The organism is Curtobacterium uvaldense (genome assembly GCF_028307415.1).
Taxonomy (GTDB): domain Bacteria; phylum Actinomycetota; class Actinomycetes; order Actinomycetales; family Microbacteriaceae; genus Curtobacterium.
Genome location: NZ_JAQMHU010000008.1, coordinates 87,917 through 108,915, shown reverse-complemented (window position 1 = coordinate 108,915; position 20,999 = coordinate 87,917). Strand labels below are relative to the sequence as shown.

The 20,999-nt window shown below is 70.7% G+C and carries 19 protein-coding genes; 13 read left to right on the top strand and 6 right to left on the bottom strand.

The annotated features are described in order from the left end of the window. Nucleotide 1: 1 nt before the first annotated feature. The gene (locus PIJ49_RS06970) at nucleotides 2–1,183 is read left to right on the top strand and encodes a flagellar hook protein FlgE (RefSeq protein WP_271826180.1); all 1,182 of its coding nucleotides are present in this window, start codon (nucleotides 2–4) and stop codon (nucleotides 1,181–1,183) included. 106 nt (nucleotides 1,184–1,289) lie between these two features. Here PIJ49_RS06970 and PIJ49_RS06965 read toward each other — a convergent pair whose 3' ends face one another. Then, nucleotides 1,290–2,342 (bottom strand): BLUF domain-containing protein, encoded by a 1,053-nt coding sequence (locus tag PIJ49_RS06965; RefSeq protein ID WP_209682767.1) that lies wholly within the window; start codon nucleotides 2,340–2,342, stop codon nucleotides 1,290–1,292. Between the two features lie 345 nt (nucleotides 2,343–2,687). Then, a complete protein-coding gene (locus PIJ49_RS06960) occupies nucleotides 2,688–3,077 on the bottom strand; it encodes a MerR family transcriptional regulator (RefSeq protein WP_209682764.1) in 390 nt (129 codons plus the stop codon). A 290-nt stretch (nucleotides 3,078–3,367) separates the two neighbouring features. On the opposite strand from PIJ49_RS06960, the gene PIJ49_RS06955 reads away from it, so the two are divergent. Further along, complete coding sequence (locus tag PIJ49_RS06955) at nucleotides 3,368–4,516, top strand: MFS transporter (RefSeq protein WP_209682761.1); 1,149 nt, start codon at nucleotides 3,368–3,370, stop codon at nucleotides 4,514–4,516. Between the two features lie 43 nt (nucleotides 4,517–4,559). On the opposite strand, the gene PIJ49_RS06950 is transcribed toward PIJ49_RS06955, so the two are convergent. Next, nucleotides 4,560–4,940, bottom strand: a complete 381-nt coding sequence (locus PIJ49_RS06950) for a MerR family transcriptional regulator (protein WP_058728562.1) — start codon at nucleotides 4,938–4,940, stop codon at nucleotides 4,560–4,562. Nucleotides 4,941–5,127: 187 nt separating this feature from the next. Between PIJ49_RS06950 and PIJ49_RS06945 the strand changes: the two genes are divergently transcribed. The 4 genes from PIJ49_RS06945 (at nucleotide 5,128) to PIJ49_RS06930 (ending at nucleotide 8,032) form a co-directional block, all read left to right on the top strand. Continuing rightward, the gene (locus tag PIJ49_RS06945) at nucleotides 5,128–6,648 is read left to right on the top strand and encodes a SulP family inorganic anion transporter (RefSeq protein ID WP_209682758.1); all 1,521 of its coding nucleotides are present in this window, start codon (nucleotides 5,128–5,130) and stop codon (nucleotides 6,646–6,648) included. Nucleotides 6,649–6,797: 149 nt separating this feature from the next. Continuing rightward, nucleotides 6,798–7,001 carry a LacI family DNA-binding transcriptional regulator gene (locus tag PIJ49_RS06940; RefSeq protein WP_066654131.1) on the top strand — a complete coding sequence of 68 codons (204 nt, stop codon included), beginning with the start codon at nucleotides 6,798–6,800 and terminating at the stop codon, nucleotides 6,999–7,001. 157 nt (nucleotides 7,002–7,158) lie between these two features. After that, a complete protein-coding gene (locus tag PIJ49_RS06935; protein WP_209682755.1) occupies nucleotides 7,159–7,605 on the top strand; it encodes a GNAT family N-acetyltransferase in 447 nt (148 codons plus the stop codon). 4 nt (nucleotides 7,606–7,609) lie between these two features. Next, nucleotides 7,610–8,032: an NUDIX domain-containing protein gene (locus PIJ49_RS06930; protein ID WP_271826179.1), complete on the top strand. Its 423-nt coding sequence runs from the start codon at nucleotides 7,610–7,612 to the stop codon at nucleotides 8,030–8,032. Nucleotides 8,033–8,052: 20 nt separating this feature from the next. On the opposite strand, the gene PIJ49_RS06925 is transcribed toward PIJ49_RS06930, so the two are convergent. Further along, complete coding sequence (locus PIJ49_RS06925) at nucleotides 8,053–8,595, bottom strand: P-loop NTPase family protein (protein WP_209682750.1); 543 nt, start codon at nucleotides 8,593–8,595, stop codon at nucleotides 8,053–8,055. 104 nt (nucleotides 8,596–8,699) lie between these two features. Here PIJ49_RS06925 and PIJ49_RS06920 point away from each other — a divergent pair, with 104 nt between their 5' ends. Further along, nucleotides 8,700–9,722, top strand: coding sequence for an App1 family protein phosphatidate phosphatase (locus PIJ49_RS06920; RefSeq protein WP_271826178.1), 1,023 nt, complete (start codon nucleotides 8,700–8,702; stop codon nucleotides 9,720–9,722). A gap of 123 nt (nucleotides 9,723–9,845) precedes the next feature. Here PIJ49_RS06920 and PIJ49_RS06915 read toward each other — a convergent pair whose 3' ends face one another. Next, nucleotides 9,846–10,685 (bottom strand): helix-turn-helix domain-containing protein, encoded by an 840-nt coding sequence (locus tag PIJ49_RS06915; RefSeq protein WP_271826176.1) that lies wholly within the window; start codon nucleotides 10,683–10,685, stop codon nucleotides 9,846–9,848. 180 nt (nucleotides 10,686–10,865) lie between these two features. Between PIJ49_RS06915 and melA the strand changes: the two genes are divergently transcribed. The 4 genes from melA (at nucleotide 10,866) to PIJ49_RS06895 (ending at nucleotide 15,582) form a co-directional block, all read left to right on the top strand. Then, nucleotides 10,866–12,296, top strand: coding sequence for an alpha-galactosidase (gene melA, locus PIJ49_RS06910; RefSeq protein WP_271826174.1), 1,431 nt, complete (start codon nucleotides 10,866–10,868; stop codon nucleotides 12,294–12,296). 169 nt (nucleotides 12,297–12,465) lie between these two features. Continuing rightward, on the top strand, nucleotides 12,466–13,770 hold the full coding sequence (locus PIJ49_RS06905; RefSeq protein WP_235426583.1) for an ABC transporter substrate-binding protein: 1,305 nt from the start codon (nucleotides 12,466–12,468) through the stop codon (nucleotides 13,768–13,770). Further along, complete coding sequence (locus tag PIJ49_RS06900) at nucleotides 13,754–14,710, top strand: carbohydrate ABC transporter permease (protein WP_209682743.1); 957 nt, start codon at nucleotides 13,754–13,756, stop codon at nucleotides 14,708–14,710. Before PIJ49_RS06905 ends, PIJ49_RS06900 begins: the two co-directional genes overlap by 17 nt. Next, the gene (locus PIJ49_RS06895; protein WP_271826172.1) at nucleotides 14,710–15,582 is read left to right on the top strand and encodes a carbohydrate ABC transporter permease; all 873 of its coding nucleotides are present in this window, start codon (nucleotides 14,710–14,712) and stop codon (nucleotides 15,580–15,582) included. The genes PIJ49_RS06900 and PIJ49_RS06895 overlap by 1 nt, the downstream gene beginning before the upstream one ends. A gap of 66 nt (nucleotides 15,583–15,648) precedes the next feature. On the opposite strand, the gene PIJ49_RS06890 is transcribed toward PIJ49_RS06895, so the two are convergent. After that, the gene (locus tag PIJ49_RS06890; protein WP_271826171.1) at nucleotides 15,649–17,214 is read right to left on the bottom strand and encodes a family 20 glycosylhydrolase; all 1,566 of its coding nucleotides are present in this window, start codon (nucleotides 17,212–17,214) and stop codon (nucleotides 15,649–15,651) included. A 514-nt stretch (nucleotides 17,215–17,728) separates the two neighbouring features. On the opposite strand from PIJ49_RS06890, the gene PIJ49_RS06885 reads away from it, so the two are divergent. After that, nucleotides 17,729–19,087 (top strand): glycosyltransferase, encoded by a 1,359-nt coding sequence (locus PIJ49_RS06885; RefSeq protein ID WP_209682738.1) that lies wholly within the window; start codon nucleotides 17,729–17,731, stop codon nucleotides 19,085–19,087. Beyond that, complete coding sequence (locus PIJ49_RS06880) at nucleotides 19,084–20,997, top strand: right-handed parallel beta-helix repeat-containing protein (RefSeq protein ID WP_271826170.1); 1,914 nt, start codon at nucleotides 19,084–19,086, stop codon at nucleotides 20,995–20,997. Before PIJ49_RS06885 ends, PIJ49_RS06880 begins: the two co-directional genes overlap by 4 nt. Nucleotides 20,998–20,999: the final 2 nt, after the last annotated feature.

Below are 20,999 nucleotides of genomic sequence, written 5' to 3'. Positions count from 1 at the left end.
CATGCTCCGCTCCCTCTACTCCGGCATCTCCGGTCTCCGTTCGCACCAGCAGATGCTCGACGTCACCGGCAACAACATCGCCAACGTCAACACCGTCGGCTTCAAGTCGTCGACCACCGTCTTCCAGGACACCCTGTCGCAGATGACCCAGGGTGCCGGAGGACCGCAGACCGGCCTCGGCGGCACGAACCCCGCGCAGATCGGCCTCGGCGTGCAGGTCGCCGGCGTCTCCACCAACTTCGCGCAGGGCTCCGCACAGGCCACCGGCAAGGCCACCGACCTGATGATCTCCGGCGACGGGTTCTTCGTCACCCGCCTCGGCAACGACACCGTCTACTCCCGCGCCGGCGCGTTCGACTTCGACGCCGACGGTCGCCTCGTCACCGCCGACGGCAAGATCGTGCAGGGCTACTCGGCCACGAACGGTGTGGTCAACGAGGGTGGCGGCCTGACCGACATCCGGCTGCCCATCGACGCCGCAGCACCCGCGGTGCGGACCACGACGGCCGGGGTCACGGGCAATCTGCCGTCCGAGACCGCCGTCGACGCCCAGAAGGTCCGCGAGGCCACCGTCTACGGCCCGGACGGCGAGAAGCGCTCCCTCACGCTGACCTACACGAAGACCTCGGCGACGCAGTGGAGCGTCCAGGGCCGCATCGACGGCGGGACGCTCGGCCCGGCGACGACGCTGACGTTCAACACCGACGGGTCGCTCGCCAGCGGTGGCCCCGTCACCGTCGGCGGGATCACCGTCGACGTCTCGAAGACGACCGGCTACGCGTCGCTCGACACCGCGTCGATCTCGGAGCAGAACGGCAGCGCGGCCGGCTCCCTGCAGGGGTACTCGATCTCGAAGGACGGCACCGTCGTCGGGTCGTTCTCCAACGGGTCCTCGCTGGCGATCGGCCGCATCGCCCTCGCCACCTTCGCGAACCCGGCCGGCCTCGAGAAGACCGGCGCATCCGGGTACGGCGCGACCGCGAACTCCGGCCAGGCCACCGTCGGCGCACCCGGCGACCCGGGTGTGGGACAGCTCGCCTCGGGCACCCTCGAGATGTCGAACGTGGACCTGTCGCAGGAGTTCACGAACCTGATCGTGGCGCAGCGCGGCTTCCAGGCGAACGCGCGGATCATCACGACCTCGGACGAGGTGCTGCAGGAGCTGACGAACCTGAAGCGGTAGGGGAGCGGGGCGGTCGGTCGCGGCCGCGCCGTCCCTGCTCCTGCACGGTGCGGGGCCGCCGCTCGGGCCGTGGCGAACCACGGCACGAGCGGCGGTCCCGCAGGCGCTAGCGGGTCCCGGCGCCGGGCGTGTCCCAGTACGACGGCTGTTCGTACTGCTCGGACCACCCGCGACGCATCCGCGTCGCCGCGCGGTCGAACGCGTCGACGAGGTCCGTGTCCGTGGTGAGCAGCGCCTGCAGGCGGAGCCCGTCGTAGAGCGCCAGCAACTGCTGCGCGCCCCGGACCGGGTCCATGGTCGCCGGCTCCCGTCCGTCGCGGACGTCCGCTGCGAGCCCGTCACGGATCGACTGCCGGAACCGCCGGTAGGTGGACCGGTGGTAGTCGGCGCCCTCCACCGTCGGGTCAGCGGCGGACGCGAGACTCGCGGCGAGGAGTTCCATGAGTGCCGGCTGCTCCGCATGTGCAGCGAGCAGGGCGTGCAGGAACGGGACGGTGCCCTTCTCCGCCATCAACGGCACGAGCGGCGCCGCGATCGTCTGCGTCCACCGTTCGACGGTCGCGGCGAGCAGCGCCCGTTCCGTCGGGAACGCCGCACGGACCTCGTCGGCGTCCATGCCCGCGCGCTCAGCGACGACGTCGAGGGTGAACCGGGAGACGCCGCCGTCGTGGAGCGCGGCGATCGCCCCGTCGATCGCGCGCGTGCGCGGTGCTTCGTCCGTTTCGGCCGTCCGGCTCGTCAGGGGTGCCAGCGGGTGCTTCCGGAACCACTCCAACAGCCCTCGCGCCCGGGTCAGGCCGAACATGGGGTCGGCTGGCTGGCTGGGGCCGAACAGGTCACTGAATCCCGGGACCTGCTGCATCAGCGGATCGAGCGGCTGGAACGCCATCGACCAGTCCGGGAACGACCGCTGGGCGACGGGCTCGTCCGCCAGGATCCGGACGTTCGTGTGCCGAGGGTCACGGCGGACCTGTTCGAAGCGGACAGCAACGGTCTCGTCGTCGCCCTCGATGATCCCGAGGCAGTTGTCACCCTTGTGCGCCAGGATGCCCGTCACCCCGAGGGCCGTGTTCTTCTCCCGCCCGACCGCGAGGATCTGCGCGAGCTCGGTGTCCGTGATCGGACGGGTCTGTGTGCTGGTGTACACGATCGAACGCATCGGTGCTGGTCTCCCTGCCGTAGTGGAACACGGTGCGCTCTCGAGTGAACTGCCCTGTCTACTGCTCCGCAACCCCCCGACCGGGCGCGGACAGTGGTCATCCCGTGAACGCCCCCGTGCAGGAGTTGCGGACCGGCCGGAGACGGGCGGGACACGGGACACGGGAAGCAGTGCCTGGCTGCAACCCGAATGCAGCCAGACACGACACCGTCCGGATCACGAGTCCGGTACGGGGACCATCGAACCAGGCCGTGAGGAGGCCCTCGAGACCCACAACGCGGGGAGAACGACCGTTCCCCGGCGTGCCTCGCTCGTCGACAGATCGCCTCGCAGGTGCTCCGGCGTTCACCGCTCGCGGAGGATCCCGAGGAACTCGTCGGCCATGCCGAGGTGCTGTTCGAGCTTCGCGCGCCGCTGCTCGGTGTCGCGGATGTACTCGTCGAGCTGCTCGCGGAGACGCGCCTGCCCGGGTCCGTCACCGACGACCTCGAGGGCGTCGACGACGGCGAGCAGTTCGGCCATCTGTTCGAGGGAGAAGCCGAGCGGCTTCATGCGACGGATGATGAGCAGCCGGGCGAGGTCGGTGTCGGTGTAGAGCCGGAAGCCGCCCTCGGTCCGGCCGGACGGGTGCAGGAGACCGACCTCGTCGTAGTGGCGGATCGTCCGGTTCGACAGGCCCGTACGGTCGGCGAGCTCGCCGATGTGCATCGTCGTCGGTGCGGCTCGCTCCGTCATCGGCTTCTCCTTCGTGGTCCTGCTGGGCTCTGGCGAGCGTAGCGCCGTCGTGTCCCCGGCCCCTGCACCAGGGATCGAAAACCCTTCCGTGGCGGTAGGGTTCGGGAGTCCCCAGTGAAAGCGAGCGTGGCATCACGTCCTCCCCGAACACATCTGACATCACCCTGCCCACCCCGGGTGCCGTCCCACCGGCGGATCCGACAGCGACGCCGCCCGGCCGGACGGCGAGGGGTGTACGTGGCTGGTTGCCGTGGGTCGCGGTGATCGCTGCGGGCGGTGCCCTGTCGGTCATGAGTGCGCCGGGGCAGACGGCGGGCCTGTCGGTGTTCACGGACCCGCTGATCCGGGAGCTGGGCATCTCACGGACGGAGGTGTCGACGAGTTACCTCATCGGCACCCTGCTGGGTGCGTGCGTCCTGCCGTTGACGGGTCGAGCGTTGGACCGGTGGGGCGTCTGGCGGATGACGATCATCATCGGGGTCGCGTTCGCCGTGTTCCTCGCCGCGTTGAGCTTCGTCGCGGGGATCGTCGGCCTGACGGCTGGGTTCGTCGGTGTGCGCATGGCCGGGCAGGGTGCGCTCTCGCTCGCCGCGACGACGCTCGTCGCCCGCAGCATCGCCGACCGACGGGGCCTCGCGCTCGGGATCGCGTCAGGGATCGGCTCCGGGGGGATCTCCCTGGTGCCGGTGTTCGTCGAGACCCTGATCGCGGGCACCGACATCCACGTCGCGTGGCGGGTGGAGGCGGTCGTCGTCGCCGCGGTCGTGATCCCGATCGGATTGCTCCTTCCGCGACGTACCGCCACTGCCCAGGGCAGGAAGTCCGCGGAAACTGCCGGTGGCGGGCCGGTGTGGACGCTCCGGGAAGCGGCCGCCACCGGCATGTTCTGGACCATCGCTGCCGGGCTCGCGGTGTCCGGGATGCTCAGCACCGCGCTGGCCTTCCACCAGGTCGCCGTCCTCGGCGAGCGGGGCCTCACCCCGGGGGAAGCGGCCGCGAACTTCCTCCCGCAGACCGTCACCGGCATCGCCGCGACCCTGCTCACGGGCGCGCTGTCGGACCGCATCCCGCCGAAGTTCGGCGTCACCATCGCGATGACGACCCTCACCGGCGCACTCCTGCTGCTCCCGATCGTGCACACCGGGTGGACCGCTGTCCTCTACGGGCTCGTCCTCGGCGCCGCCGGCGGAGCCCTGCGTGGCATCGAAGCCGCCGCGTACGTCCGGTACTACGGAACGGCGAACATCGGCGTGATCCGCGGCGTCGCGACCGGGACGAACCTCGCCTCGACCGCGTTCGGACCGCTGCTGCTCGCGCTCGGCCACGAGGTCGCCGGCGACTACACCACCCCGGTGCTGGTCGCCGCGATCCTGCCGGCAGTCGTCGCCGTCGTCTCCGTCTTCGCCCGCGCCCCACGTCACCCGGCACTGCACAGCTGATCGGCCAGCGGCACGCGAGTACCAGCGGCCGCCCGCGCGCGGGTCAGTGCGCGCGGAGTTCGTCGAGGAACTCGTCGACCATGTGCAGCTGCTCCTGGAGGCGCCCTCGTCGTGTCTCAGCGTCCCGGATGAACGCAGCGACCCGCGAACGGACCGCGGTCAGGTCGACGTCGGGCTGCGCTTCGTCGAGCATCTTCACCGCGTCCACCAGGATCCCGGCCTCCCCGAGGGAGAACCCGAGCGGTTTCATCCGCCGCACCATCAGGAGTCGGGCGACGTCGTCCTCGGAGTACAGGCGGAAGCCGCCTTCGGTGCGGCCGGACGGGTGCAGCACCTCGGCGGCGTCGTAGTCGCGGATCGTCTTCACACTCAACCCGGTGCGCTCGGCGACCTCGCCGATGTGCATCAGGTACTCGTTCGACATCGTCACGTCGTCACCCTCCACTTGCGCAACAACCCTTCCGTTGCGTTAAAGTCGAACCATACCAACCTTCCCGCGACGGAAGGGTTGGATCCGGCTGAACGCTCTGCCGCCGCCGGCCGTGCGCGATGACGCGCCCCACGACAGCTCTCGCGGGCGCAGCGCCCGCACCCCCATCCGAAGGAGACCCGTGACCACCGTCACGCAGTCGGTGCCCGTCCAGGTGCACCACAGCCCCACCGTCCTGTCCGCACTGCGGAACCCGAAGATCCTGCTCCGTGAGGTCCTGGCCGGCCTCGTCGTCGCCCTCGCCCTGATCCCCGAGGCGATCTCGTTCTCGATCATCGCCGGGGTCGACCCCCGCGTCGGCCTGTTCTCGGCGTTCGTGATGGCTGTCGTCATCTCCTTCGTCGGCGGCCGCGCCGCGATGATCACCGGCGCCACCGGAGCCATCGCCCTCGTCGTCGCGCCCGTCGTCGAGGAACACGGTCTCGACTACCTCATCGCCACCGTCCTCCTTGGCGGGATCTTCCAGCTCGTCCTCGGCGGGCTGGGCGCGGCGAAGCTCATGCGGTTCGTGCCCCGGTCCGTGATGGTCGGCTTCGTCAACGCGCTCGCGATCCTGATCTTCACCGCGCAGCTGCCGAACATCATCGGCGTCTCCTGGCTCGTCTGGCCGATCGCCGCCGCTGGCATCGCGATCATCGTCCTGCTGCCACGCCTCACGAAGGCGATCCCTGCACCCCTGGTCGCGATCGTCGTCCTGACCCTGGTGACCGTGTTCGCGTCGATCGCCGTCCCGACCGTCGGCGACGAGGGCAAGCTGCCCGACAGCCTCCCGAGCCTGTTCATCCCAAACGTCCCGGTGAACCTCGAGACGCTCACGATCATCGCCCCGTACGCCCTCGCCATGGCGCTCGTCGGGCTGCTCGAGTCGCTGATGACCGCGAAGCTCGTCGACGAGGTCACCGACACCGGTTCCCGCAAGACCCGCGAAGCCCTCGGGCAGGGCGTCGCGAACATCGCCTCGGGCCTCTTCGGCGGCATGGGCGGCTGCGCGATGATCGGCCAGACGATGATCAACGTCAAGGCCTCCGGCGCTCGGACCCGCATCTCGACGTTCCTGTCCGGCGTGTTCCTGCTGGTCCTCGTCGTCGGGCTCGGCGACGTCGTCGCGATCATCCCGATGGCAGCCCTCGTCGCCGTCATGGTGATGGTGTCGGTCGGGACCTTCGACTGGCACAGCATCAAGCCCTCCACGCTCAAGCGGATGCCGGTCGGCGAGACGATCGTCATGGTCCTCACCGTCGTGATCGTCGTCGCCACCGACAACCTCGCCATCGGTGTGATCATCGGTGTGATCGCCGCGATGGTCGTCTTCGCCCGCCGCGTCTCCCACTTCACCAACGTCTCGCGGAGCATCGAGACGCTCCCGACCGGTGAACAACACGCGCTGTACACCGTCGAGGGTGAGCTGTTCTTCGCCTCCTCCAACGACCTCATCACCCAGTTCGACTACTCGGACGACCCCGAGCTCGTGATCATCGACATGACCAGGTCGCACGTGTGGGACGCCTCCACCGTCGCCGCGCTCGACTCGATCGAGACGAAGTACCACCAGCACGGCAAGCGGGTCGAGATCCGCGGCATGAACGACGCCAGCCGGGCCTTCCACGGCCGCCTCGCCGGGAACCTCGGCGCCGGCCACTGAGGCCGCTCCGACCTCCGCCCGGCCCCGACCCGGGGCACCGAGTGAACGGGCGGAGCAGCGAGGCCGGTTCCTGATCCACCGGCTTCGCGGCGGGCACCGTCACGTCGTCCACGGACGGTGCCCGCACCTCACGTCCACGGGAGCCAGCTGTGCCGAAACCACCCACCATCCACGACGTCGCCGCCGCCGCGCACGTGTCACACCAGACCGTGTCCCGCGTCCTCAACGGCGCCACCAACGTCCGACCCACGACCCGCTCGCGCGTCGAACACGCGATCCAGGCGCTCGACTACACCCGCGATGACCAAGCCGCAGCACTCGCCCGCCGCCCGCGGCGACGGACGACCGACTGACGACGGTCCCCCCCTGACGCCCACGGCCCCTCCGGCAACTCGCCGTCAGGGGCTGTTCGTGGCTCAGCACGGTGTCGTCCGGATCGACGCGTTGCTCGTTGACCGGCGAGACGTGCGGTGGGAGGCTCGCTCGATGCGAGGGAGTGAGCGAGCGCTGATGCTCCGGCCCACCACGCCTGACGACCTCCTCGAGGTGCGGGCACTGTTCCGCGATCCGGCGTTCGAGGGATGGGGCGGGCCTGGGTTCCGGTCCGACTCGCAGCTCCGGGAGAAGTACGTGGGCGCTCGTCTCCCGGACGTCGAGTGCTTCCTCGTCGAGGTCGACGACCGAGTGGTCGGCTTCACGCAGTTGTACGCGGATGGATCGGGCGCCGGTACGGACCTCATCCTGCTGCCCGCGGAGCGTGGTGCGGGTGTCGGTCGACAGGTGGTCGAGGCCCTGCTCGAGCGGGTCCGGGCGAGCGGCAGGACCCACTTCGTGGTCGACCCGTCACCCGAGGACCGCGGTGCGGTCGCGTTCTGGCGAGCTGTCGGCTTCCGAGGCCGAGGCACCATGGCGTACCCGCTCCAGGAGACGGACGAGCAGCAGAACGTGGTGAGGTGAGGTCGTGCGCATCCGATCAGTGGCAGTCGTCGTCCGTGACGAGCGGGTGCTCGTGATCGAGCGACGCAAGGACGGGCGGAGCTACTGCGTGCTCCCCGGTGGTGGCGTCGAAGCGGGCGAGGACCTCCGTGCGGCCTGCCGCCGTGAGCTGCTCGAGGAGACCGGGCGCGACGGTCACGTGGGCGACCTGCTCGACGTCCCCGTGGAGAGCGACACACCTGCCGTGTACTTCACGGTGCGGGTGAGCTCCGCGGAGCTGTCGCTCGGAGGCCCGGAGCTGCAGCGTGCCTCGGAGCGCAACGAGTACGCCCCGACCTGGATCGCCGCGACGTCGCTCGACGACGTGCACCTCGTGCCCGCTGAGGCGGTACAGGCGGTACGCCTCGTCCTGCGCGCCACCTCGCCATCGTCCGAGCCGCTTCGGTAGCCGACCGCCCAGCGGACGGTTCAGCCGTCGGGGCTGCGCCGGGCCAGGTCGTTGCGACGGGAGAAGTCCTCGAGGGCCGCACGGTCCGGCAGGAGGACCTTCGGTCGTCCGAACTCGTCGAAGGCGTGTCGGTACCGGAGCCGGTTCGTCCTGGCGGGTCCGAGTATGAACCGGATCATCTCCATGCGGAGACGGTCGCGAGTGCCCTCCAGGCTCCCGGCGCGGTCGGGTTCGAAGAGCGTCCGGCGGACGTACCGGACGACGCTCGCTGCCGGCGAGGCATCCAGGACCACCAGGCCCGTCGCCCGCCGGAGCCGCTCGGGAAGCCAGCGGGAGTAGTTGCCGTCGATGACCCACCGATCGGTGCGCACCACCTCGTCGTGCATCAGCTCGAACTCGTCGTCCGGGCGCTCGACCCACTGTGTCCCGGGCAGGTGCCGGTACTGGTCCAGATGGATCACCGGAAGGGAACGGACTCGGCCGACGGCCGCCGCGAGGGTCGACTTGCCGCTGTTCGACGGCCCCAGGATGCAGATCCGCTGGCCGAGGTCGTCGAGGTCCATGTCGCGAGTCTTCCACGGGCACGTCGACGGTCCGGCTGCCCTGGATCGTCGGTGATCACCCGTCGGGCAGTCCCCGGTCGACCCTGCCCCCGTACGGTGGACGGGTGTCATCGTCGCTCCGCAGCCCGGGGACCTCGCGTCCGAAGCTCCTCACCGTCACGTACGTCGTCGTGACCGGTGCCCGCAAGTGGCTCGCTCGCGGACTGACGCAGCTCGGCTGGCGCCCGGCCCTGCTGCCGTACTCCGGCTACGCCGACGCGCAGCAGGGCCGTGTCCTGGCCCGGGTGGTGCTCGCGCCGGCATCGGTCGACCCGGCCGCCCGACGTGGGATCGCCGCATGGCGTCGGCTGCTGACGGTGGAGCGCCCCGACGTCGAGGTCGAGGTCGAGCTCGGCGGCACGACCACGACGGCGATCAGCGACGAGCAAGGGCTCGTGGACGTGAGCGTGGCGCTCGAGCACTCGTCGGGGTCTGCTCCCGAGGACGCCGTCCTGCGGCTGCCGGGGCGAGCGCCGACCCGTGTGCCGATCCACGCCGTCGCAGGCGGGTCACACCGGGGCGTCGTCTGCGACATCGACGACACCGTGTGGGTCACGGGCATGTCGAACCCGCTCGCAGCCGCCCGACGGACGTTCTTCGGCAGGAGTGCGACGCGGAAGGCCGTCCCCGGCATGGCCGAGCTCGTGCAGGACGTCGTCCGTGGTCAAGGTCAGCCGACGGTCGTCTACGTCAGCAACGGTCCGTGGAACTTCGCGGGGATCGCCTCGCGGTTCCTGCAGCGCAACGGGTTCCCGGCCGGCACGCTGCTCATGACGGACTGGGGGATCACGCCGACGCACTGGTTCCGGGACGGGAAGGAACACAAGCGGTCCTCCCTCCTCCGGCTGCGCGAGGACCTGCCCGACGTCTCCTGGGTGCTCATCGGCGACGACGGCGAACACGACCCCGAGCTCTACTCGGCCTTCGCTCGCGACCACCGCGACGCGGTCGCAGCGATCGCCATCCGTGAGGTGCAGGAGTCCACGTCGGGGCGTGAGCAGGTGACGCTGGTGCACGGTGTGCCCGTCGTCCGGGGCCGCGACGGGAACGCGCTGCTGCCGTTGCTGCGCCGAGCGCTCGAGCAGTGACCGGCAGGACGGCGACATGGACGACTCCACCCGGCTCCTGCGACTCCTGACCCCCGAGCAGTCGCGGACCGAGGTCGTCAGGGACGCAACAGGACCGCCCGACCTGACGGGCCAGCGCGACCGTCAGCGCCTCGGGCCCTCGCGGAGCTGCGCCCGGTACGTGCCCGGTGCCGTCCCGCAGGCCCGGGTGAAGTGCGCGTAGAAGCTCGACTGCGACCCGAAGCCCGCCGCGTGCGCGATCTCCGAGATCGTCAGCGAGGTGGTCGCGAGCAACCGCTGCGACTCGGCGACCCGGCAGCGCGTCAGGTACTCGAGGATCGTCGCGCCGACGTCCTGGCGGAACACCGTCATCGCGTAGTGCGGGTGCAGGTGCGCCGCGGCAGCGACGTCGGCGACGTCGATCGGGTCCCGGAACCGGTCGACGACGAACCGCACCATGTCGATCACCCGGTGCATCGCGTCCGCGGTGCCGTGTCCGTCCTCGGCGCGCAGGGCGAGGGCGTCGCGGTGGTGTCGGAGCAATCGCCGGACGAGCGCCTGGGCCTCGAGGTTCGCGATCACCTCGGCGCCGTCGTCCGCGAAGTCCCGCTGCCACGACCCCAGCATCGACTCGACGTCCCGACCGGCGGCGGCCGTGGGCACGACGACGGGCCGGTTGAGGAGCATGGCGCCCAGGTCGTGGTCGGGCAGCCCCCACGCCAGGACCTCGCCGAGCGGGATGTGCACCCAGCGGAACTGCCCGGTCCCGGTCGCGTCGCCGACGAGCTGGTGGGGTGTCCACCCCCAGAAGAGTGCGATCTCCCCGGCGTGGACGCTCACGGGCGCACCGCCGAACCGGTAGTCCAGCCGCCCCTCGAGCACGAGGTTGATCTCGAGGTCGTCGTGCCGGTGCGACGACGCCATGAGCGGCGCCGGGCCGCGATGGCTCCAGTACGCCGCTTCCACCGTCTCCACGTCGAGCACACCGCGAGCCTACGACAGCACGCCGTCCGACCGGCAGGGCCGGTACCGCCCGCTCGGCAGGCCCGGTACCGGCCGCTCGGCCGGGCCGCATCCGTCGGGGGGCAGCCCGTCCGAGGATCCTGGAACCCTCCCGTCCGAAGCCGGAGGACCCGGGGGAGCCTCGCTTCCTAGCGTGACGACATGACCAAGATCACCATCATCGGCGCCGGCGGCTTCGTCTTCCCCTTCCGCCTCATCGGCGACCTCGTGAGCTTCCCCGCACTGCAGGACGCGACCCTGCACCTCATGGACCTCGACGCGGGCAGGGTCGCCCGCACCGCGACGGCCGCACGCGAACTCGTGGCCCACCACGGGCTCGGGGTCGAGGTCCTCGAGACCACCGACCGGCGCGAAGCCCTCGACGGCGCCGACATCGTCATCATCACGTTCCAGGTCGGCGGGGTCGAGTCGTACCGGTGGGACGTCGAGATCCCGCGGAGGTACGGCATCGACCAGGCGGTCGGCGACACCGTCGGCCCCGGCGGCGTCTTCCGGTTCCTCCGGTCCGTCCGCGCCTACGAGGACATCGCCCGTGACGCCCTCGAGCTCTGCCCGGACGCCCAGTTCATCAACTACGCCAACCCGATGGCGATGGCGACGGCGTTCCTCAACGCGAAGGGCCTGCGCACCGTCGGGCTGTGCCACAGCGTGCAGGGGACGACGCGGATGCTCGCCCGGACCCTCGACGTGCCGTACGACGAGGTCGAGTTCGTCAGCGCCGGCATCAACCACCAGGCCTGGATCCTCGAGTTCCGACGCCGGGGCGGCGAGGACCTGTACCCGCGCCTCCGCGAGGTCATGTCCGCGAAGCACCGGCGGGGGACCGCGGCGTCCGACCTGCACGACGACGACGGTGACCACAGCGAGGCCGCCGTCGCCGCGAGCAACTACGAGGGTGGGAACGAACAGGTCCGCACCGAGCTGATGCGGTCCTTCGGGTACTTCGAGACCGAGTCCAGCCACCACGCGAGCGAGTACGTCCCGTACTTCCGGAAGGACCCGGAGACCGTGCTCGAGTACATCCCGGAGCGCTGGGACTACTACGAGATCTGCCTCGCGCACGACGAACAGGGCGACGTGGACGCCCAGCTCGAGAAGCTCAAGGCCGACCTGTCGCCGAGCGTGGAGTACGGCGCGTCCATCGTCAACGCGATCGTCACCGGCGTCCCCGCGGTCGTGTACGGCAACGTGCCGAACAGCACGGGCGTCATCCAGAACCTGCCGTCCGACGCCTGCGTCGAGGTCGCGTGCCTGGTCGACGGCAAGGGCGTGCAGCCGACGTCGTTCGGCGAACTCCCGCCCCAGCTCGCCGCGCTCAACCGCACGAACACCAACGTGCAGACGCTCGCCGTGCGCGCCGCACTCACGGGGGACGTGGCACACGTGCACCACGCGGTCGCGCTCGACCCGTTGACCGCAGCGCACCTGACCCTCGACCGGATCGCCGCGATGACCGACGAACTCCTGCACGCGCACGCCGCGCTGCTGCCCGAGTCCCTGCGTCCGGCGTCGGCGGTCACCCCCGGTGCGCCCGCGGGAGCCGACCGGGAGGCTCGTCCCGCGCTCGTCTGACCCCGCACGCCCGGCGCGGGGCCACCGTCCCCGCGCCGGCGCGGCCACCCGTCGGGTCGCGACCGCCGCACCGGTCGCGACCCCTCCACGCGGGGCGCGACGACGCGCCCGCGCAGGCCGCGCCTCCCGTCCGAACGCACACGGCACCACGACCTCGAAGGAGAGGACCATGCCGACCCGACCATCCCCCCAGCTGGCCAGACGGGGGTTCCTCGCGCTCGCCGGCATCTCCATGGCCGGCGCACTCGCGGCCTGCGCGGGGCAGGGGACCGCCGCGCACGGCGGCACCAAGCACATCCGCCTGTCGACCTGGAACATCCCGACCGACATCACCAGCTACCAGGCGATCGCCGACGAGTTCGTCGCCACGCACCCCGGCACGAGCGTCGCCGTCGAGGTCACGACGGGCCAGTTCCACCAGTGGTTCATCACCCGCCTCGCCGCCGACCTCGCCCCGGACATCATCCGGATCACCCCGCAGCAGATCGGTCGGTACGCCGCCAACGGCAGCCTGGTCGACATCAGCGGGCAGGTTCCCGCCGACTACCGGGCCGACTACACGGACCCGTTCTGGGCGATCGGCGCTCGGAACGACGGCGTGTACGGGGTGTTCCAGCACACCGACAACTTCATCACCTACTACAACCGCACCGTCATGGAACGCATCGGCGTCACGCCGCCGACCGCCGTCGCGGACGCCTGGACGTGGGACGAGTTCCTCGACGTCGCCCGCGAGGTCAAGCAGGTCACCGGGAAGTACGCCTTCGGCTACGGCTGGAGCGGACCGGAGACCGCGTACCGGTGGCTGCCCTTCGTGTACCAGAACAGCGGCGCCTTCCTCGGCGAGGACGGAGCGACCCCGTCGATGGACACCCCCGAGGCGATCGGTGCCCTCGAGTTCGGACGGAAGTGGTACGCCGAGGGCCTCGCCACCACGGGCAACCTCAGCAAGACCGGCGGCGGCGACGTCGCCCGGAACCTCTTCATGACGGGGCAGATCGGGATGATGCTCAACAACCCCGAGCCGATGGCACAGCTCGACGAGGAGATGCCCGACGACTGGGGCACCGCGCCGATGGTGCGCAACACCGGCGAGGCGAGCGACCTGGGCGGGAACGCCCTGGCGGTCACCAAGTCGAGCCGGTACCCGGAGCTCGCAGCGGAACTCGTCGTGATGATCACGAGCCGGGCGAACGTCGAACGCTTCTGCCACGACGGCAACTGGCTGCCGGCGCGGAAGTCCCTCGACGCCGCCGACATCGGGTACGCGACCCACTCCGACACCATGCAGCAGTTCATCGACCAGGGCGCGACGATCCCCCTGTCGATGGTGAAGGCCGAGAGCGGGCAGTACTTCGCATCGCTCAACGCGGTCTTCGCCGACTACCTCGACCTGTGTCTCCTCGGGCAGCTCAGCCCGGAGGACGCAGCAGACCAGATGATGGGGGCGATGCGCAGTGTCACTGCGAACTGAGACCGCGCCGGTGCACCCGGCGACGACCAGGCCGCCGACCGGCGGGCTCCGCGCCGGACGGCCCACCCGGTCGCGACGGGGCCGCTTCGTCCCGTACGTCTTCGTCGGTCCCGCGGGACTGCTCTTCCTGGCGTTCTCGCTCGTCCCGATCGTCATCGCGGTCCTGCTGAGCCTGCGCGACAGCAGCACCTCGATCGGCGACGGGGAGTGGATCGGGGGCGGCAACTTCGTCTCCATGGGCTCGGACCCGTTGATCGTGACCGCGCTGCGGAACACGCTCGTGTTCACGATCGGGACCGTCCCGACGTCGATGGCGATCGGACTCGCGCTCGCCGTGGCGCTCAACCGACCGCTGCCGGGTCGCGGGGTCTTCCGTGCGCTGTTCTTCGTCCCGATGGTCGCCGCGGGTGTGGTCGTCGGCGTCGTCATGTCGTGGATCTTCAACGGCGACTACGGCGTGGTGAACAACCTGCTCGAAGCCCTCGGGCTGGGACGGTCGCCGTGGTTGACCGCTCCCGGATGGGCGATGGCCACGCTGGTGATCGTCGTGGTGTGGACCCGCATCGGGTTCTGCATGGTGATCTACCTCGGTGCGCTGCAGTCCGTCCCCGCCGAGCTCAAGGAGGCCGCGGCGATCGACGGGGCGTCCCGCTGGGCCCGGTTCCGGACGATCACGTGGCCGCTCCTCCGACCGACCACGTCGATCCTCACGATCCTCAACGTGGTGTTCTCGCTGCAGGCGTTCGACGTCATCTACGTGATGACCGGCGGCGGTCCGGGCTTCTCCACCACCGTGCTCATCCAGTACGTGTTCCGGTCGGCGTTCATCGACGCCCGGATGGGCTACGCGGCAGCCCTCGGACTGGTGCTGGTCGCGATCCTGCTCGTGTTCACGCTGCTGCGGCAGCGGGCCGACCGCAAGGCGGAGGAGGTGCTCTGATGGCCGTCCTGGAGACCCGTGGTCGTTCGGCCGCAGCGCGCGCCCGGAGACGTCACCGCCCGCGTCGGTGGTTGCTCGTCGCCGTCCTCACCGCACTGGCGGTCGTGATGGTGTTCCCGCTGTACTGGATGGTGGTGTCTGCGCTCACGCCCGGAGGGCAGTCGCAGAGCGGCTCGTTCTACCTGTTCCCCGCAGAGCCCTCGTTCGACAACTACGCCCAGGTGTTCAGCACCCAGCCGGTGTGGCGGTGGCTCGGCAACTCGGCGCTCATCACGAGCCTCGGCACCGCGCTGAGCGTCGTCGTGTCGCTCATGGCCGGGTACGCGCTCGCGAAGTTCCGGTTCCTCGGCCGCGGTCTGCTCTACGCCGCGTTCCTCGTCACGATCATGATCCCGATCCAGGTGACGATCGTGCCGAGCTTCCTCGTCGTCGCGAAGATGGGGCTCGTCGACTCCCCGTGGGCGGTGATCCTGCCGACGCTGTTCGACGTCGTCGGGATCTTCATCGCCCGGCAGTTCATGCTCGGCGTCCCGGACGCGCTGATGGAGGCTGCTCGACTCGACGGTGCGGGGGAGTTCCAGACGTTCTTCCGCGTGGTGCTGCCGTCGTGCGGGCCGCTGGTCGGTGTCCTCGTCATCCTCGGCTTCATGACCCGGTGGAACGACTTCCTCTGGCCGCTCGTCGTGCTGCAGGGCAACGAGAACCTCACCGTGCCGGTGGCGCTCTCGACCCTGACGAACAACCCGGCGTTCAGCTCCCCGTGGGGGGCCGTGATGGCGATCGCGACGGTGACCGTGCTCCCGTTGCTGGTGGTGTTCCTGGCCTTCCAGCGGCAGTTCGTGCAGGGCATCGCGTCGACCGGCATCAAGTAGGACCGGTGTCGGTGCCGCCCCCGCAGCGTGGCACCGACACCGTCCCGCCGCCCGGTCGGCCAGTCGTCAGGACCCCGCTGTCTCGAGCATCGCGAGCACGTGCGGCGCGCTCCACCGGAACAGCGCGTCCGACGGCGGCGACGCGAGGTCCTCGCCCCAGATCGCGACCGCCGCGCCCGACATCGGTGCGGTGAGCCGCGACCCGGAGTCACCGTCCCACGTCCGCAACGACCAGTGGGCCCGGAGGTCGGCCGCCGTGTACGCACTGTCGGCGGGGTCGAGGTCGGTCGGCACCTCGTACAGGTAGTAGGAGTCGTAGTTCAGCAGGTCGGTCCCCACCGCCGCCAGGTCGTCCGCGCCGGCTCGGTGGGCTCGGCGGTCGCGGCGCTCCGCCGGGTCCTCGGTGTCGCCGTCGAAGCTCCAGTACGTGACGTGGATGCGCGGGTCCAGCCGTCCGACGACGGCCCGGTCGATGCCGTCGTTCCAGGCCCAGACCTCCCGGTCACCGACGGCGGCGGCCATCGTGTTCAACCACCCGACCCGCTGGGCCGCCGTGGCGTCGTCGCCCCACTCGTCGCCGCCGATGTGCACGGTGCGGCTGGCCGGGAAGGTCCGGGTCACCTCGCGCAGCAGGTCTGCGGCGAGGCGGGCACTCGCCGGCGCCGTCACGTCGAGTTCGCTCTCGTCGGCTCGGATCCGGTCGACCCAGCGCGCACCGTGCCGGGCCTCGAGCAGGGCGAACGCCGCTGCCATGTGACCCGGGGTGTCGATCTCGGGCACGATCGTGATGCCGCGCCGTGCCGCGTGGTCGGCGATCTCGCGTGCCTGCGCGGCGCTGAGGAAGGGACGGCCCGTGACCCGGCTCGTCCACACGCCGTCCTCGAGGTCGGCGTTCGCCGTGGTCTGCCCGAGCACCGCACTCTCGATGCCGACGTTGTGGTCGTCGGTCAGGTGGAGGTGCAGGAAGCGCCCACCGTCGTCCGCGAGCAGGTCGACGTACTGCTCGATCAGCGGGACCGGGTAGTACGCGCGAGCGACGTCGAGCATCACCCCGGTGGTCGGTCGTGCGGGCGCGGATCGGCCGGTCCTGACCGAGGCGGCCGACGCCCGGCACCCGGCCGCCGCGTACGCACCGGTGCAGGCGCGGACGGCGTACGTCCCGGCCGGTGCGCGTGCCGGTGCCCGGTGCGACACCCGGACGGTCGTGCTCGCCCCGGCAGCGAGCGACGGGATCCCGACGTGCCCGAGCGTGTACTGCCGGCTGCCGGCGGTCAGCGAGAGCCAGGCGTCGCGGGCCGGCTTGCGGGTCGTCGAGTGGTTCGTGAAGCGCAGCGTCGTCCGGACGGTCGTCCGGGTCGCCGTGACGCTGCTGGTCGCGGTGAGCTTCGTCGCGGTGACGCTGGGGGCGCGCCCCGCGGTGCCGGCTCCGGCAGGGTCGCCGCTCGGCACGAGCGTGTCGACACCCACCAGGACCGCCGCGCACGTGACGATCGTCAGGGCGAGCGCAGCGGCGCGAGCTGCGCGGCGGCGACGCGGGGGTCCGCTCTCCGCGGGTGCCCGCGACCCCTGGCCTTCCTCGTCGGATCCTGCACGCGCCACGACGTCCCACCCCTCGGTCACCGCGCCGTGCACGGGGGTCGTGCTGTGCGGTCCTGCTCCGACCCGGGTCGAGCAGACAGGCCCGACTGTAGCGGAGCGCGGACGCGCTGCGGGCGCTGCAGCCCGCCGAGGGGACGCCGCCCGGTCCCCGCGCAGGGAGACGACCTGCCGGTGACGGACGGGAGGCGCGCGGCGGGACCGCCGCGTTCCTCCCGTCCGGTGCGGTGCGGCACCCCACCGGACCGCACCGCAACGGCGGAGCACCCCGCTACGGAATCCCGCAAGACCGCAATGCGGTTCCCCTGTGCTTGTGGTGCGACACACCCGAGAGTACGTTCAGCCCAACGCTCAGCGTCGGAGTGGGACCACGGTCCCCGATCCGGGCTGGCGACATGCAGCGACGGGGGGATCCGGCGCTGTCCCGACCCTCTCCGCACCGCTGACCCAGGCGGCTCCCGCGTCACCCTGCGCGGCGTGCCGTCGTGCGGTGCTGCCGAGTGTCGTGTTCCGTACCCGAAACCGAACACCGCACGAAGGACCCGACCTCATGCACCCGCTCGTCCTCTTCGCGTCGCAGACCTCGACCCAGGTCGTGCTCGACAACATCGCCGCCTTCGGTCACGAAGCGCTCAAGTACTTCCCGATCGGCATCGCCGGCATCATCGTCTGGGCACTGTGGCTCTACCGCGTCGTGCTCTCGGCGCGCGCTCGTCCGGTCGAGAACGGCTTCCGCACGACGACCTCGGTCGTGGTGCCGTCCTTCCACGAGGACCCGGACATCCTGCTCCGCTGCCTCGACTCCTGGCGGGAGCAGCACCCGGACGAGATCATCATCGTCCTCGACGTGGCGGACACCGAGGCGTACCGCCGGATCGTGGCGGTGGGCGACCCCACCGTCAAGCCGGTGCTGTTCCACCACGTCGGCAAGCGGAGCGCGCTCGGCGAGGGCATCCGTCGGGCGAAGTACGACGTCCTGGTCCTGGTGGACTCGGACACCTCGTGGGAGCCCGGTCTCCTCGAAGCCGTGCAGATGCCCTTCGTCGACGAGCGCGTCGGCGGTGTCGGCACGCAGCAGAACGTCTACCAGCGGAACTCGAGCATCTGGCGCATCATCGCCGACTGGCTGGTCAACCTGCGGTACTTCAACTACGTCCCGGCGATGGGCGCGGCGGGTGCGGTCCCGATCCTGTCCGGTCGGACCGCGGCCTACCGGCGCTCCGCCGTGCTGCCGGTGCTCGACAACCTCGAGAACGAGTTCTTCCTCGGCCGCCGGTGCATCGCCGGGGACGACGGCCGTCTGACGTGGCTCGTCATCGCGTCGGGCTACAAGACCGTGCACCAGTCGTCGGCGAAGGCGCTGTCGATGTTCCCGGCGAGCGGCAAGGCGTTCTTCAAGCAGCGCATCCGCTGGAGCCGCAACTCCTACCGCACGTACCTGACGGCGATCGCCAAGGGGTGGGTCTGGCGGGTGCCCTTCGTGACGAAGATCACGGTGCTGCAGATCATCCTGACCCCGGTGACGATGGGCATCACGATGTGGTACCTGCTGTTCAGCCGCCTGGAGCTCAGCACCGTCGGCGTCCTGTTCACCATCGGCTGGCTGCTCTTCGGCCGTGCGGTGCGCGGGGTCTCGAACCTCAAGCGCCACCCGCTCGACCTGCTCGTGCTGCCGATGCTCGCCCTCGTCGTGATCGCGGTCGCCCTGCCGATCAAGGTGTACTCGTTCGTCACCATGAACAAGCAGGGGTGGCTCACCCGGCACGCCGACCAGGTCGGTGGTGACGGGCAGCAGGCTCGGACCCTCCAGCCGGAGACGACGACCGGTCGCCGGGTGGCCTCACCCGGTGTCGTCCTGCCGCAGGGTGCCGTCGCGGCGACCTCCGACGACCAGGCGGTCGCGGCATGAGCGCGCTGACGAAGACGACGCCGCGGCTCGCCGCGGGGCTGCTCGTCGGTGCCGGGCTCCTGCTCACGGGTGTCCTCGGCGTGCCCACCGCCGCCGTCGCGGCGACGGCGTCCGCGGCCACGGCCCCGGTGACGGGACGACCCTACGGGGGCGACCCGGACAAGGAGGCCCGGCTGGTGACGGCCGAGAACGACCGCATCTACAACGTCCGTGCACTGGCCTCGGCGGCGCGGTGGAGCGGCCTCGCGGTCTCGCAGCCGTACCGGCTCGCCACGGGCTCGTCCTACACGCTCGTCCTCGTCGCCCGTGGTGCGGCGTACACCGTCGACGACCTCGCCCGGCTCGCACCGTCCACGTTCGTCAAGCAGCCGGACGGCTCCTGGTTGCTCAGCGAGAACATCGTCGTCGAGAACGGCGCGACCCTGCGACTCGCGAGCCCCGACGGCCTGCGCATCCACCTCGCGAGCAACCACGAGGGCTTCGTGTCGATCGTCACCCAGGCCGGCAGCCTGCAGGTCGTCGGTTCGGCGAAGGCTCCGGTCACGATCGACGCCTGGGACCCGCAGGCAGGGCGGGTCGACCAGCAGACCTCCGACGGACGAGCGTACGTCCGGGTCCAGGGCGGGACCGCGACCCTGCAGTACGCGGCGTTCTCACACCTGGGCTTCTGGAGCGGAACGACCGGCGGGGTCTCCCTGACCGGGACGAACCTCTCCACCCTGGACCAGGCCTCCGGCGACCAGCAGGGCAAGACCGAACGGACCACGAAGGACGTCTTCGGCAACGCCATCCTGCCGACCGGCGAGCTCCCGAAGAGCGGCAGCGCCACGGCGAGCGCCGGTGGCTACAGCTACGTGTCCGCCCTCGTGCAGCACGTCGCCTTCGACGGGAACGCCTACGGCCTCTTCCTGACGAGCGCGGACGGCGTGACGATGTCGGACGCCACGGTGGAGCACTCGCTCATCGACGGCCTCGTGCTGCACCGCTACGTCACGAACTCGACGTTCACGTCGGTCCGGTCGACGGACAACGCGGTGGACGGCGTGAAGATGACGCGGGCGTCGACCGGCATCGTCCTCAGCCAGGTGACCGCCTCGGACAACGGTCGCAACGGGATCACGCTGAACGGCAGCGGGCTCGCGGCGGGGCCGAACGCGGCCGGCATGCCGACGACGACCTACGGCAACAACGCGCTCTCGGACAGCAACAGCTCGGGCAACGGGCGCTACGGCATCGAGGTGATCGGCGGGAAGAACGTCCGGATCAGCGGGTCGACGGTCGCACGCAACGAGATGGGCATCGTCGTCCGGCACGACGCCGACGACGTGGTCGTCCGCAACAACGTGGTCAAGGACTCGTCGCAGAACGGCATCGCCGTCCTCGACGGGCCCAGTCGCACCGAGGTCTCCGAGAACTCGGTCGACGGCGCGGACATCGGCGTGTACGTCCGGGACAGCGCGTCCTCGTCGGTGACGAACAACGCGATCGACGATGCCCGCGTGCACGGGGTCACGATGGTCGGGGCGGTGGGTGGCACGGCCGTCGAGAACAACACGGTGGACGGTCGCGGGCCGAGCGCGATCGACCTCGCCCGGTCCGACGGAGCCGCCCAGCAGGGCAACACGACCGTCGAGTGGCAGTCGACGAAACCGTTCCTCGTCACCCTGCGCGCGGTGTTCCAACCGTTGACGGTGCTGTGGCTCCTGCTGCTGACGGTGGTGCTGGTCGCGGCGATCGGCGGGACACGACGTCGACGTCGGGGACAGCGCGAGCTGCCGTACGCGAAGCAGGCACCGCTGTCCAGCTACACCCGCGGCGCGGTGGACCCGGCCTCGCTCGGTCTCCCGCCCGTGGCGGGCCGCGGCACGCACGCTGCCGAGCCGGGTGCGGTCGCACCCTCGGGGAGCTGACC